The organism is Aureibaculum algae (assembly GCF_006065315.1).
GTDB lineage: Bacteria > Bacteroidota > Bacteroidia > Flavobacteriales > Flavobacteriaceae > Aureibaculum > Aureibaculum algae.
In genome coordinates this window covers 1,540,118-1,556,112 of sequence record NZ_CP040749.1, presented here as the reverse complement: position 1 = coordinate 1,556,112, position 15,995 = coordinate 1,540,118, and the positions used below count along the sequence as shown (strand labels likewise).

The window sequence follows — 15,995 nt, the reverse complement described above, 5'->3', positions numbered from 1 at the left end:
TTTATGGCTATATTTGGTAGGCAGTCGCTAAATAAAACCCTACTCCATCCCTATTGAAGTGCTGTTCGCTTTAGCTACGTAATTACAAGAAAAAACTATAATAATTTTAACGGAGATAAACGTATTGCGTTTATAAAATAGTTGTATGCAATTACGAAACAACTCCATTCAAAATAAAATAACCAATGTATATATCTAAAATTCACATAAATAATTTCAGAAATTTTAAGGATAAAGAAATTGTTTTTAATGATGGTGTTAACGTAATTATAGGACACAATAACGCAGGGAAAACCAACTTAATTAAAGCCCTATCATTAGTCATTGACAACGAAAAGCCAAAACGACTATATACAGACGACTTTAATAAAAATGTCACATTAGCAGAGTTAAAATCTGCTCCTCCAAAAATCACCATATCCGTTACGATAACAAAAGGAGAAGAAGAAACTCCAGATGATTTAGTAACTATCTCTAACTGGCTAACAAAACTGGATAGCTCATACGAAGCATTATTAACCTATGAATTTTTCTTGCCAGAAAAAAAACATGAAGAATATATAAAAGCATTATCAGCATTGACTGATGAGACTCCAACCGAAATAGAAAAAGCATGGAAGTTAATAAAACATGAATTTATAAGATATTACGGATACAAAATATGGGGTGGAGAAATAACAAACCAAGCAACTGCTGATTCTGAATCATTACAAAAAATTGATTTTCAATTTTTAGATGCAATTCGAGATGTTGAGAGAGATATGCTAACAGGTCGAAACACTCTTTTAAGAGAAGTATTTGATTTCTTTATGGATTACGAAATAAAAATAGATGAAACCAAAACACCAGAAATAAAGTATTCAGAAATTAAAGCTAAAAAAGAATCATTTTCAGAACAAGCAGATGTTCTAATTGAAGATTTAAGTGAAAGAATAAGAGCTGGGAAACAAGAAATTCTTTCATATGCTGAAAAAACAGGGGCTTCATTTAATAATGCAAAACCTACTTTTGAAGGAAGTATTTCTGAAAATGAAATGTACTCAGTTCTTAAACTAATTGTTGAATATGAATCAGGTATCAAAATTCCTGCTTCACATAATGGTTTAGGATATAACAATTTAATTTTTATGTCTTTATTACTTGCCAAAATGCAAGTAAACGCAGATGTCGATTACTTAGATAATAATGCTAAAGTTTTTACAACTCTGGCTATTGAAGAGCCAGAAGCTCACCTTCATCCTGCAATGCAGTATAAATTTCTTAAATTTTTGAATGAAAATAAAAAAGAGAAAAAAGTTCGTCAAATATTTGTAACCACTCATTCTACCCATATTACTTCAGCAGTTTCTTTAGATGAAATTATTTGTTTACACAGTGAAAATGGAGAAACCACAATAGGTTATCCTAATAGAGTATTTCCAGAAGAGAAAAATAAAAAATACGTTCAGAGATTTTTAGATGCAACGAAATCGGATATGCTATTTGCTCAAAAAATATTATTCGTTGAAGGTATTGCAGAACAACTTCTAATGTCAATTTTTGCCAATTATATTGGCAAATCACTGGAGGATAATCACGTTGCAGTTATAAATGTTGGAGGTCGTTATTTTGATCACTTCTTGCATTTATTTGATAGCGAGAAAGAGAATACTATTCATAAAAAAATTGTTTGTATTACTGATAGAGACCCTGAGAGGAAAGAGAAAACTAGAGGTAATTTTAAAAAATGTTACCCTTTTGAATACAATCAAGACTTAGCTACCTTTGATTATCAATCAAACCCAAGTGCTGATAGATACTTAAAAGACACTCATCAAAATATAACATTCTTTAGTCCTGAAACAGATAAGGGCAAAACTTTAGAATATGAATTATTAATGAGTAATCCTTCTTTAAAATTACTACTTACAGACTCAATTACTAATAAACAAGAATTAGATGATTTAATGTCTGAATTTGTTACTACAGGTTCAACTGTTCAAAATTTATTAGATAAACTAAGAGATAGTGATGCAAATACTAGAATCAAGGATTCTATAAACCTCAATACTATTTTAGATGCTGAAGAAAAGAAAAAATCCATTATTGCATCTAGATATTTAAACTCTGTTGGCAAAGGAGAAAATGCTCTGGAGCTATCTTACATTCTAGCTAAAAATTTAGAAAAGAAAGGAACAACTGATTTTATAGAATTTAATGTTCCTCAATATATTAAAAACGCAATAGAAGAATTATGTCAATAATTATCATTAACTCTGATTACAAAATAACTGATATTGATAATAATTTCAAAGTTTCAGCTGGACCTGGAGCAGGGAAAACTTATTGGCTAGTTAATCACATTAAAAACATTTTACATAATTCAAGTAAGCTATCAATAACTAGAAAAGTAGCCTGTATCACATACACAAATACTGCTGTAGAAACTATTTATAGTCGTTTAGGAACTTCGTCAGCACAAGTAGAAGTCTCAACAATCCATAGTTTTTTCTACAAACATATTGTAAAGCCATATGTTTCATTTATTGCAGAACAGTATAATTTAGACATCAGTAAGATTGATGGTCATGATGATATCGTCCTATCTAACTATAGCTTTTTAAATGATTGGAAAACAAGAACTGGACAACAAAGAATTAGAGAAGATGATGTAGTTGTAAATGCTTTTAAAAAATTAAGATGGAAAATAGACAACGATGATTTAGTAGTAAAAACGCCATACCCTTTTAGAGCTGGAAAATATCCAATTAGAAATGATTCTTATTTAGAATACAAAAAAATGACTTGGGAAAAAGGGTTAATTCATCACGATGATGTTCTTTTTTTTAGTTACCAAATTCTTAAACAACATCCTTTTGTTGCAAAAGTTTTACTCGCCAAATTCCCCTATCTAGTTGTAGACGAATTTCAAGATTGTAACCCGATTCAAATTGAAATATTTAAGACTCTTGGTTTTGAAGGAGCAATAACAGGAGTAATTGGTGATCCATACCAATCGATATATAAATTTCAAGGAGCAGATTACACTCAATTTGAAACTTTTAATTTACCTAATGTTTTGGAATACAAATTAAATGAAAACAGAAGAAGCAGTAATGAAATAATTGAACTCCTAAATTCAATTAGAACAGATATAACACAAATATCTTATAGAGATACATCAATTCAAAAACCCAAAATTTTAATTGGAGACATGACGTTAGCGTTAAGGAGAGCTAAGGTTCTTTGCTCTGTTGAAGAAGTTAATTCTCTTTCTAGAAACAATATCACATCAAATGCTATGAAAGCTGAGATAAGTGGTGTTGGTCTTGATAGCAAGCTGTTAAACAAATTACTTGCAAAGGATTCAAATAGTAAAAGAAAAAGATTAATTCACTCGTGTATAAAATCGATTGCATATGCAAGGGAAAATAAATTTAAAGATTCCATCAAAGAATTAGAGAAACTATTTAATTATAAAAAGGATAAATTAAAAGGTAAACGCAAAGCATTAAAATATATAACTCTGCTATTGGATAAGTATGATGATTATAAAGGTTCTTCATTATTAGATTTCTCTAATTTTGTAAAAGAAAATCTTGATAATAGCATTTCAAAAGTAACTGGAGGTGGTATTAAAATATTTTATGAAGATTATTCCTTTAACCAATTATTACTTTGTGTCTCAATTCCTGAAGATTTAAGCCTACACAAAACAATACATAAATCGAAAGGTGATGAATTCAATAATGTATTGTTAGTATTAAAAGATGAAAGTGATACTGAATTTTTAATTAATTCAGATTTAGAGAGTGATGAAGAACAAAGAATAAATTACGTTGCAATAAGTAGAGCAAAAAATAGACTTTTCATTTCAGTACCAACATTAAGTACAGAGAAAAAACAAGCGTTGGATAATTTGTTTGATATTGAAAATATATAAAAACTGCATACAACATCGTATCCTATGTAAAGCACTTTCCCGAGTCTTAGGTTAAATATACAATATTTTTCTTTTTTTTAATTCATGATATTATTTTTAGTGTTGAACTGTTGATTACGCTTTTTGCGTTATCAATAATTCAATGCTAGCTTTATAAAACTCCGCATCCTATATGTGGTATCCGTCTTTAGCGAATCCACCAGCATCTCTATGATGATTTTGGCAAACAAGGCAACTTGCTATAAATATGTGATAACTGTATTAGAGTTTCACCTACGGTGTTTTGTTGTCCTATCTTTTGTGCCAATTTTATAATGAGTTTTAAGCTTGTTTTATGTTTTTATTTAACTAACTACACCTACTTCATAAGGAATTTCAGTTCTAATTACTGCATGAATTCGACTCAAGAGTTTCCTCGCTACTTTTACCAATATGCGTTTGACATCTTTACCTGAATGTGACCGATAATAGGCCTGCATAACTGGATCAAAACGCAACGCTTGCCAAGTAGCTTCTACCAAATAACTACGCATTAGCCGATTTGCTCTTGGGGTTAACCCTGAAGTTTTGAGATTATCTCCACTTTGGTGTACCCAGGGAACCAATCCTACATAACTGGCTAATTGTTTGAAATTTTTAAAACGCCTTAAATCACCCAATTCACATAATAATCCACAAGCTACTATGCCTCCTACTCCCGGAACTGATCGTAATAAATAATAATCTTTCTTATAATGCTTACGACAATAGGCACGTAATTTTGTACTCACATCTCGCTTTTGCTTATCTATATATTCATAGGTAATAAGACGTGTCTCAAAACAATAATCCATTGTAGGATATTCAAAAGTCAAATTTCTTAACCAATCTCTAAAATTATGAGACCAATGACTATTGTCAAATGGCTTTGGAATTTCAATCCCCAAATACAACAATTGCATCTTTATTTGAGTCTTTATTTTTCGATGTTCTTTAACCAGCTCATTTCTTCGACGAAACAAACATCTTAACTGCTCTCGTTCTATTGAAGGAACATGAATTCCTTTGAGTCGGCCATCCTTTAATTCTTTACATAACATACGTGCATCGATCTTGTCGGTCTTTTGAAACTGGGCCTTGGCTGGACGATGAACATCTGCAGGGTTAACAACCTTTGCATGCCATCCAAATGAAATAAAATGTCGATAATGACTAAAGCCACAACAACCCGATTCATAACAGCAATAAACAGTATATCCCTTAAAATGCCTATCCACATACTTTTTTAAACTAAATGCATCTGGTGGAATAGTTAACGATGATCCATCAAAAAGATCCGTTGCAGTACGAATTTTCCAACTTCGCTTGTGTACGTCAATTCCAATAAATAACTTTGATCTAGTAGTATCCTTTGTTTTCATAATAATAAGTTTTTGAACCTTAAAGTTATTAACTAAACTTTGGATACTGCTTTTACATGGTTGCTATAATCCATTGCTAATGCTGGCTTACTTACGAAAATACTCGCGGATTTTCTATCTGGTTTTTATTTGCTAAATTACCTGACAAACCACGCAACGTATCATATACAAACACGTTTTAGGTAATTTAAAAATGAACATTTTTAACGACTTTCATCAGTTCTATAATAATCGAAAATCTACAAATTGGAATTTCGCGAAACATTATATCCCTGAATTTTTCGAATCCAAGTTTATCGTCCATTGGGTATACGGTATAATTGAAAATTTTCCTTTTGATGATTATCCTTTGCAAAAAGAAACGTTTGAGGAAATAAACAAACGAGTGAAGATTGAACAAGAGTTTAACGTTTTATTAAATAATGAGAAACTTTATCGGCCGATATCAATAATGGATTTAGCAAACCAATTTAATGTTCCCTTTTCAAACAAAACTGTAAATCTTATACCGGAAACACCCGGAACTTGTTTTTTGGACAATTTAACTATATTTAAACTAAAGGAATCTTTAAAAAAGTTGTCTGAAAAATCAAAGTTGAATCTTCTAATCTACGATTCAGAAGAATATACTAATGCTTCAAATTTACAAAAAGAATATATTGATATTGACTTAGAAAAATATTTTGAGATTCAAGGTACATATCGATTTCAATTAGAAACCTGTCTCTTTTCAGAAAATCTAGACTGGTGCTTTACAACCTCAGAAGAAGCACCAATGTTAATAGGTTGTAAATTGGAAATGGAATCTGAAATATATCAGAAAATGAGTTTGGAATTATTTAAAGTCGAAAACAATCAAGCAATGTATTAAAACTACACACAACAATATTCATAAACAACACAAGGCTTCCGTTTTATACCATAATATCGCTGCAATTTCTCATAAACTACGACCAACTTCTTAGTTTTTAAAATAAATTGTGCACCTGAAAAATCTATCAAATACCTTTTAACAAAAAATGTCGTTAAAAATAAATGGAATTGATATTTTTGAATATAACAGTACAATGCACAATCGTTCTGCATAACAAAAGCATAAAACCAACGTTTTAATGGACATTACCTATCAATACAACGAGCCTTCTACAATTACAAAAGGAAAGAACGGAAGCGAAATTTTTTTATCTCACTATAACGAGTCTTTTGAAGAAAAAGAAGTCCCTTGTTTCTTTTGGGGAAAACTTAAAGAACCGTATACCATTGCTAGAAGCCTACTAACGCTATCTAAAATTGTAGCTTCTAATTTTATGCCTCTTGGCAGTGCATTACGTGATCCTGTAATTACAGCCGGAGGAGAAAAACTTCGTTTAGAAGGTTTTTCATCGTGTTGCAGCGTTTACGGAAAAGTAACTATTTTACCAGAGGCGTTAGATGGTGAGTTTTTACAACAAGGCACTACAAACGTAGACTTCAATACCGAAATGATTGCTGCATTAAGCAAAATTAACAAAGGTGAACATGTCTTTTTTTCAATAGGAAAAAAAGAGTTTGTCATGCAAAAACAAGATCATAAGGTAATTGAGAAAAAAGTTTCGCTCCCTATTCGATGGATTAAAGGTATGGCAACCGTACAGTTGTTAAGTGCAGCCATGAAGGAAGTAGCCGTGCTAGACAAATTGCAAATACAATTACTTTTTAGAGCAATACCCAAAGGAGATGTTAAAGATGATTACTACTTAAATTTTAGAGGTAAAAAGCCGGCTCTATCTCCAATAAATACAAAGGGAAGCATCTGCATTGGTGGTATTCATCGGTTGCGACTCTTAGAAAATCTTCGTCCACTTGCCCAGAAACTTATAATTTATATTACCGAGTCAGAACAAGCTACCGCTTTTCAATTTGAACTCTCTAATGTCCGCTTTACAGCCATACTTTCAAGAAGTTTTTGGAGAGGATTTTCTGGAGAAGGAAATACATTAGAAAATTTGATAGAAGATATTCCTGAAGAATGGATGCAAAAACTAAATACCTATGCTCATATTAATGAAGAATTTTCGCCAGATGACCCTATTTTAAAAGACCTTCCTTCTATCGAATTTAAAAGTGTAGCTACACGTCTTTCGGCCATGGGCTTGCTTGGTTTTGATTTAAATGAAGGTAACTACTATTACCGAAAACTACCTTTTAAAATGAGTAGCGTAGAAAGTTTAAATCCGCGATACAAAAATGCACTCAAACTTATAAAAAAGGGGGACTATGAATGGGTGAAAAATTCAGATGAAGAAACAGAAACAAAAATAAAAGGTAGCGGTCTTTTTCATAAAGTAATTATTACGCCTCATAAAACGTTGTGTACCTGCACATGGTTTGCCACTCATCAAACGAGTAGAGGTGCATGTAAACATATTCTGGCAACACAAATATTAAAGAACAATACTGAAAAAGAATTAAAACAATTACTTGAAGAATTTGAATTATGAAAAAAATTTGTAAAGACTATGAACTCCGTATAAAAAATGAAGAAGTAACAGGCACTTGTAATTGGATTAAAGGAAAAGTATGGGAAGAACGGAAATATCTTGATGAACATCTGCTAAAGTTGTCTACTGAGAATTATACTGCAAAACAAAGTCTTATACTTCGTATTGTGGCTAGAATACACTCCAGTGTTTTAAATATAAAAGAGCTAGACATTGATTTACAAACACTTGATGACGTAGATATTGCGGAATTAATTGTGTTTTATAATTTAGAAAATCCAGAAAAACGATATCAAGAAATAAAAGCTGATATCGCATCTCCAGAAAGTTTTTTAACAAGAATTCCGTACAGTGTAATTAGAGAATTATACAACAGAGGAAAAGTCCCTTTTGATCGTCAAATATTTGTGGCCTGCTTAACACGATTCAATGTATGGCATGGAGCCAGTTACAGCAAGGATTTTAAAGAAGGCATGAAAGAAAAATTCTATGCTTTCTTTCCTCAAGACGATTTTACAATAGACATATTAATGGCTGTTTTTGAAATGGAATTGGGTGTAGATAGTGCTTTCTTTTTAGATAGAGAATTTAATATAGCTGCCATTATTATAGAATTAGTAACTAGTGGTCGCATACCTAGAGCCACTATTCAGCAAAAGTTATTTGAAGCCTTTAATAACCCAACGCTTAAACAGACCACGCATGGATGGGCAAAAAACATTTATAGAGATTTAGCTTTTACAGCTGAAGAAAATAGTGTTTGCCAAAATCAATTGATACAACTGTTATATAATGACAGAAATTTACTTGTTAATTTTGGATTACAAGAGTTAAAGAAAATTGCGAACCACAAATCATTTGACTGGAACCTTTTTATAAACTCGTTAGATGGCATTGTCTATTCAGAAAAATTAACTGGTGGACTAAAAACGGCTTTGGCAATTCTTTACAAAGGATTAAAAAAAGACAAAAACCTCGTTGAACTATGCTGTGTAAATTTAGCCCCTATTTTTCTTCAAGAAGATAATAAAGTACAATTGGCTGCACAAAAATGTTATGAACTTTTACCTGAACCAAATGAAGAGGTAAAAGAAGCTCTACTTCCTTTTATAGACACAATGCATTCTGAAGTAAAGTCAGCATTGAGTGCTTTATTAGGAGAAAGTGAAGTTGCTGTTTCTTATGACACATATCTCCAGAAAGCATATATTCCAGAACCTTGTAATGCCAAAAACAAGATACAATATATAGATAGTGAAGATGATTTCATTTTTCTAACTTCTAAAGTGCTTAAAAGCAATGATGTGTTAGATTACGAATTATTTCTAGAAGGTATTCTTAGATACTATAACCTCAAAGACACCAATTATAAAACCTTACAACCTGCATTAAAACAAGCCAAAAGAATTGCAGAAGAACAATATTTAGATATTACAGCTCGTGTAGGTGTACATCATGTTATGGTGGCTGAACTTATTTGTATGTGGCTCTCGCCTACTCCATCAAATTTCAGTATGGAAAAACAGGAATGGGAGCAAAAAGTAAAAAAAGAAGACCGTTTTTTATATACTGCCAATAGATGGTATGCGTTGTATTATCGATTTAAAAGAGTGGTATATGTCTTAGATCAAATTCAGCTTAAAAAAGTACTTCCATTGTTGAGTACACCAACACATAACCATTTTGAAATTGATCCTATTGTCTTTTTTGAACGCTTAGAACTTTATAAAAAAGTAAATCAAATACCCAATGAAACCGATTTCTGTACTGCAATGTGTAGGCTAAACAGATGGTCTCCCATACCAAAAGAAAGACCATCTATATCTCAAGAACATGATGACATTCTTGCCTTTTTATTAGATGACAAGGCCAGTTTTAATCCCCAAAAAATAAAAAATCTAGATTCCATTTGGCTAACGGCTTACACTCTTAAAAATCCGAACAAAGCGATTGAAGCCACCATATCAAAACATGAAAACCAAGATTGGTATAAAACGCCTACCGAATGGGACTGGACCGTTGCACGCAGATATTCTGAAGATCGAAAATATAGCTGGGCATATTTAGAACAAAATATAAAACATGCAGATATTTATACCGTAAACGTAACTCAAAATAGTTACTTAGAACATCACTTAACCAATACAGAATTTATTATTGCAGATGTAAGCCATTGGTTTTCTAGAGATGGTTATTTACAAGACCCTTTATATGTAAACCTAATTTTAAACGCATTTAACTACCTGTCAGATATAGAAGCCAGCGAAACAAAGTCTATTTTAGAAGTAGTAAAATATAACGCAGAACACCCAGTACCACTTCATAAAGCAGGCTATTTATTTCTTACTTTATCTTTATTTTGTAGCAAAACACCCATTCGTACCGGTGCTTTTGATTGGTTAGAGTTGCTTATAACGCATCAGTATTTAAATTTGGATGAATTCACACTGGCCACATCTAAATTGGTTGCCAATGAAGCAAATGCTATTCCTATGGCACGTGTTGCAGAACAGTTTGATCGTTTATTCCAATTAAAAGGCGTGTTTATAGATGTATTACATCAAACCATTGAAGTAATTCTTACCAATATTACCCTTGAAAACATCCCCAAAGGCTTTAGTAAAATTCTGCATTACTATTATGAAGTCTTACAGATTGTAAATAAGCCTATACCTAAAAATATAGCTGCAACACTACATAAAATGCAACAGATAAATTCTATTAAAAAAGAAGTGAAAAAAATATTGAGTTTATATGAATAAATAATAGTTAAACTCTTTAGTTATTCATTAGGTGAACTATAAAGTCATTGCTAATTATTTTTTGACGAAGCCTAATAATACACGCTGAAATACCTAAAAAAAAATCTAATTAATTGTACCTTGCCAGTCTATATAAAGGTGAAAATAATGGAAGAAAATAGAATTCTCAATTTTATTAATGAGGTATTAGAAAATATGCCAACTGGCTGGTTGAGTATGACAACGCATCGATTAGATATTTATGATGAAAAGTTGGCGAAAACTCAATTTTTAGAGCAGTTTGAAACGTTATTTAATGATCATAATTCTGAAGCTGCAGCACTGAATAATTTACCAACTGCGTATGATTACATTCGTTTAGGTCATCCTTTATCTTGCGTACTCGAATGGGCCATTGCTAAATTACATGATTTAAAATCAGAAAATGTAATCAGTTTTTCGTCTAAGTCAGTTCCTGTTTTGGCTGTGCTAAGAAAAAATTTATTAGCTCATAAAAATACACAAATCGTTTATACGGAAGCTTTACCAGCCTTTTTTGATGCTGAAATCATAAAACGTGTGTATGGTTACAACTTTGAGCTAAAGAAAGTGGAAAACACAGATGACATTTCTGAGTTTAATGGAAGTACAATCTTTATTTCAGAACAAGATGAAATTGGTGCAATTCATACAAATTCAAAGATTGACTTTTTCATAGGGCTTTATGGACAATTGGGTAGTGTTTTAGTTTTAAATGGCAAACAAAATGAAAATTATGTTTCCGATATTCAGCATGTAAGACGAAGAGAAACCATTGCTATGACGCCAGCTAATGCTCTCGCTGCTTTAAAGTCGCTTATAGCAAAATCTTCTATCGAAACTAAGAAAAATATTAGCGAGCCTAATAAAACAAGTGTATTAGATTCCATTGTAAAAATTACAAATACAACTACGAAACCACTCGTGGCTTCAAGTGGATTATCCATTCAATATGCTATTATGATGGGGCTTATTCATGATGCTTTAGAAAATCATAAAGGTAAAGCAATCAAATTCATTGTTCCTCCTAATTGTTATGGTGGTACAAATGATCAAGCCAGACGTGTTGCCGCTTGTATTGACAATGTTGAAATAGTAGATTTACCTGTAGATGGTGATAATGATATGGTACAAAGTATTACTATCGTTTTAGATAAAATTGCCAAAGAAGATGCCATTCCATACATCATAGCTGAAATTCCAACAAATCCGAGAGTTGAAGTTCCTGATCTAAAAAAATTAAAAGAAGCTTTACATAAAGAAAGAAAAACTCCAACGGGTAATATAGCCATCGATCCTGTATTTATTTTAGATCAAACATTTTGTCCAAATGTCCACTTTTTAGGCGAAGGTGACATACTATCAACCGTTAGGACTATTTCATTTGCTAGTGGCTCAAAATTCCCTAGTGGTGGAAAATGTACTGCTGGCTATTGTGTAGGAAACACAAAAACGGCAGCATTGATGGACAAAATAGAATTGCATCTAACAATTTGCGATAATGAAGCTACAGCTTTTCAATATGAGATATTAGCAAAACAGTTGCCTTCTATGAATCAAAGGATAGCTGATGCTTATAAAAATACGCGTGAATTTGTAAACTTTATCCATGACGTATTACCAGATGCGAAAATTAATTTTGTTTCAAAAGAGTTGGCAGCACAAGGATTTACCCCTTCTGTGTTTTCATTAGATCTTCCTACAAAAGGAAAAACTGATGAAGAAAAAGAGACCTATAAAAGAGCTTTGAATTTAAAGTTAATCAATTTAATGATTACAGAAATTCCTAATGAGAGTAAGTTCTGTGTGAGTTATGGTCAGTTAAAAGGATGTTATTGGACAATACCAGCCACCTCAACACAAGGAACAACCAAAGAAGGTGATAAAGATTATATTGTACGTGCCTCACTTTCTCCAAATATGGATCTTGACCTTCATAAAAAAGTCTTTTTAAAATTTGTTGAAGGTATTTAGATAACTTGAAAGGTGCCAAAAACCTCATATTTGAGGCGTATTGTGGTATAATATATATGAGGTAACATCAAATTAAATCATGGCTTAACCAAATACAGTATGCTATTAACGAATAGTGTTTTAGGCATTTAAATAACAACTATTTTCGTTTCATGAAAAAACAAATTGCAATTATAGGTGGCGGACCATCAGCTTTAGTATTGGCTGCTTTTTTAGATGCTGAAAAATTTGCGATTACTATCTATGAAAAAAACAAAACGGCTGGTCGTAAATTTTTAGTTGCTGGTAAAGGTGGTTTTAACTTAACACACTCAGAATCAATTGATAAATTTATTAAACGCTATACTCCAAATAATTTCTTAGATAAAGCATTACTTGACTTCACGAATACTGATTTTAGAAATTGGCTTGATCAAATTGAGATTTCCACCTATGTAGGAAGCAGCAAAAGAGTGTATCCAACAGAAGGAATTAAACCTATTGAAGTGCTGAATGCCATTCTCAATACCCTCAAAGAAAAAGGAGTCATTATCAAATATGAGCAAACTTTTTCTGGTTGGGATAATCATAACAATCCTATACTTAATAACAAAACAACACAAACAGACTATACCGTCTTCTCATTAGGCGGTGGCAGTTGGAAAATTACGGGATCTGACGGCATCTGGCGAGATATTTTTTCTAAAAAGGGAATTAAGACAAAAGCATTTCAAGCCTCAAACTGTGGATATCAAATTGATTGGAAACCTGATTTTATTAAAAAGCATGAAGGAACTCCATTAAAAAATATCACTATTACTTGCAATTCCATTACTCAGAAAGGAGAAGCAGTTATTACTAAATTTGGATTAGAAGGAAATTCCATTTACGGATTAAGTCCACAAATTAGAGAACAGTTGAATGCAAAATCAAATGCAACGATTTTTATTGATTTTAAACCTTCGCTTACTGTAGAAAATGTACATTCTAAACTAACATTATCTACTTATAGAAATACCACGGAGACCTTAAAAAAAGAACTAAAACTAAGTACATCTCAAATTGATCTATTAAAAACCTATCTACCAAAAGCATCCTATTTAAATATAGATATACTAACTAAAAACATCAAAGAATTTCCTTTAGAAATAATGAATACCGCTCCCATTGACGAAGCCATTTCTACCGTAGGAGGAATTGATTTAAAAGCAATTTCTAAAAATTTTGAACTTGTAGTTTTACCCCATCAATATTGTATTGGCGAAATGGTAGACTGGGATGCTCCTACTGGTGGATATCTATTACAAGCCTGTGCAAGTATGGGCGTATCATTAGCGAGACACCTAAATAACAAAGAGTAAATCAACAGTAACTTTTGAATTTTTTCCAAGTACTTTTTTAAGTATGTATGATGATAATATCGGAAAAATTTTAACCGCATTTAACTGCTCACTCATTATCTTTCATTAACTTAGTTCTGTTAAAAAACAACACTTTCATAAACACATTTATTATTGTTTTCAACAGCATTAGCCCTATTAAAAATTAAGGTTTACATTAAAAAAAATAAATGTTGAAAAGAATAACCTTGAACAAAAACCAACCATGAAATTAATTAAAAGCATCCTAATTGTATTTGTAATTATTTTAAATACACCACTAACAGCTCAAGAAACTGGATTTTCTGACTTATTACAAAATATTGACTCGAGAGAAAAAATAGAATTAAATGGCATGTGGGATATTATTGTCGATCCTCTTGAGAATGGTTATTACAACCATAGATTACAGGTAAAAGATGATGGATACTTTAAAAATAAAAAAATGGAATCACCATCTGACCTCATCGAATATAACTTTGATACCAGTTCGCAATTGATGGTTCCTGGTGATTGGAATACGCAAATGGACAAATTGTACTATTATGAAGGTACGGTTTGGTACAAAAAAGACTTTAATTATACTATTGATAGTAATGAATTGGCTTTCTTATATTTTGAAGCTGTTAATTATGAAGCTATCGTATATCTTAATGGTGAACGTATCGGTTCTCACGTAGGTGGTTATACCCCATTTCAATTTGAAGTTACTGATAAATTGAAAGAAGGAAATAATTTTGTAGTTGTAAAAGTAGATAACAAACGGAAAAAAGAAAATGTACCTACTGTAAATCAAGATTGGTGGAATTATGGAGGAATTACAAGATCAGTACATTTAGTTAAAACGCCAATATCGCATATAGCCGATTATTCAATTCAGTTACCAAAAGGAAATACCAAAACTATTGAAGGTTGGGTGTCTGTTAAAAATGGAAAAGATGGTGATGCTGTAAACGTAAGCATCCCTGAACTTAAAAAAAATGTAAATACCGTTGTACAAAATGGTATCGCTAAATTTTCTATGAAGACGAAGCCAGTACTTTGGGAGCCTGAAAATCCTAAAACGTATGAAGTCATTTTAAAAACAGCAACGGATAAAATTACAGATCAAATTGGATTTAGAACCATAGAAACCAAAGGCACTAAAATCTTATTAAATGGAAAAGATATCTTTTTAAAAGGGATTAGTATTCATGAAGAAGCCCCGTTCAAAACAGGACGTGTTGTTTCTAAAGAAGAATGTAAAATACTGTTAGATTGGGCAAAAGAATTAGGTTGTAATTTTATACGATTGGCACACTACCCTCATAGTGAAACAATGGTGCGTGAAGCAGAAAAAATGGGCTTTATAATTTGGTCTGAAATACCAGTGTATTGGACCATACAATTTGAAAATAAAGATACCTATGCGAACGCAAAGAATCAACTTACCGAAATGATTTCGCGTGATAAAAACCGAGCTGCAATTGTTTTATGGTCAATGGCCAATGAAACACCTGAAAGTGAGGCACGATTGTCTTTTATAGAGAATCTAGTGGAACAAGCTAGAGAACTTGATAATACCCGATTAATTACCGCTGCTTTAGATACGCAAGGTTATGGCAAAGATGAAAACTTAATAGAAGATCCTCTTGGAAAAGCTGTAGACGTAATTGGTATAAATAATTATTGTGGATGGTATGCTGGATCAACCGAGAGTTGTTCAAAATTAAAATGGGCTAGTACCTATAACAAACCTATGATTATGAGTGAAGTAGGTGGTGGAGCATTATACGGTTTACATGGTGAAAAGAATGAACGTTGGACAGAAGAATATCAAGCAGAGGTCTATAGAACCAATATTGAGATGATGAGAAATATTGATTTTTTAGCAGGTTTATCTCCATGGATTTTGATGGACTTCCGTTCTTCAAGACGTCCATTAAAAAGAATTCAAGATGATTTTAATAGAAAAGGGTTAATATCTGAACAAGGAATGAAAAAGCAGGCATTTTTTATCCTTCGTGACTATTACCTAAACGAAAATAATTAAAACCTTGTCATATTTGTTTTATAGATTCAAAGGTCAATTTGTTAAGTGA

Annotated in this window: 9 protein-coding genes; 8 read left to right on the top strand and 1 reads right to left on the bottom strand. The window is 31.8% G+C overall.

The genetic code is table 11. From position 1 onward, the window contains the following. Positions 1-185 precede the first annotated feature (185 nt). On the top strand, positions 186-2,243 hold the full coding sequence (locus tag FF125_RS06245) for an AAA family ATPase (protein WP_138948956.1): 2,058 nt from the start codon (positions 186-188) through the stop codon (positions 2,241-2,243). Further along, positions 2,234-3,922 carry a UvrD-helicase domain-containing protein gene (locus FF125_RS06240; RefSeq protein ID WP_138948955.1) on the top strand — a complete coding sequence of 563 codons (1,689 nt, stop codon included), beginning with the start codon at positions 2,234-2,236 and terminating at the stop codon, positions 3,920-3,922. Before FF125_RS06245 ends, FF125_RS06240 begins: the two co-directional genes overlap by 10 nt. A gap of 344 nt (positions 3,923-4,266) precedes the next feature. Here FF125_RS06240 and FF125_RS06235 read toward each other — a convergent pair whose 3' ends face one another. Then, complete coding sequence (locus FF125_RS06235) at positions 4,267-5,322, bottom strand: IS110 family RNA-guided transposase (RefSeq protein ID WP_138948250.1); 1,056 nt, start codon at positions 5,320-5,322, stop codon at positions 4,267-4,269. Between the two features lie 193 nt (positions 5,323-5,515). On the opposite strand from FF125_RS06235, the gene FF125_RS06230 reads away from it, so the two are divergent. The 6 genes from FF125_RS06230 (at position 5,516) to FF125_RS06205 (ending at position 15,946) form a co-directional block, all read left to right on the top strand. Next, positions 5,516-6,193 (top strand): hypothetical protein, encoded by a 678-nt coding sequence (locus tag FF125_RS06230; RefSeq protein WP_138948954.1) that lies wholly within the window; start codon positions 5,516-5,518, stop codon positions 6,191-6,193. A 241-nt stretch (positions 6,194-6,434) separates the two neighbouring features. Continuing rightward, on the top strand, positions 6,435-7,802 hold the full coding sequence (locus FF125_RS06225) for an SWIM zinc finger family protein (protein WP_138948953.1): 1,368 nt from the start codon (positions 6,435-6,437) through the stop codon (positions 7,800-7,802). Beyond that, a complete protein-coding gene (locus FF125_RS06220) occupies positions 7,799-10,564 on the top strand; it encodes a DUF6493 family protein (protein ID WP_138948952.1) in 2,766 nt (921 codons plus the stop codon). Before FF125_RS06225 ends, FF125_RS06220 begins: the two co-directional genes overlap by 4 nt. Positions 10,565-10,711: 147 nt before the next feature. Continuing rightward, positions 10,712-12,556 (top strand): PLP-dependent aminotransferase family protein, encoded by a 1,845-nt coding sequence (locus tag FF125_RS06215; protein WP_138948951.1) that lies wholly within the window; start codon positions 10,712-10,714, stop codon positions 12,554-12,556. 152 nt (positions 12,557-12,708) lie between these two features. Beyond that, on the top strand, positions 12,709-13,896 hold the full coding sequence (locus tag FF125_RS06210) for a BaiN/RdsA family NAD(P)/FAD-dependent oxidoreductase (protein ID WP_138948950.1): 1,188 nt from the start codon (positions 12,709-12,711) through the stop codon (positions 13,894-13,896). A 244-nt stretch (positions 13,897-14,140) separates the two neighbouring features. Next, positions 14,141-15,946, top strand: a complete 1,806-nt coding sequence (locus FF125_RS06205) for a glycoside hydrolase family 2 protein (protein ID WP_138948949.1) — start codon at positions 14,141-14,143, stop codon at positions 15,944-15,946. Positions 15,947-15,995 lie beyond the last annotated feature (49 nt).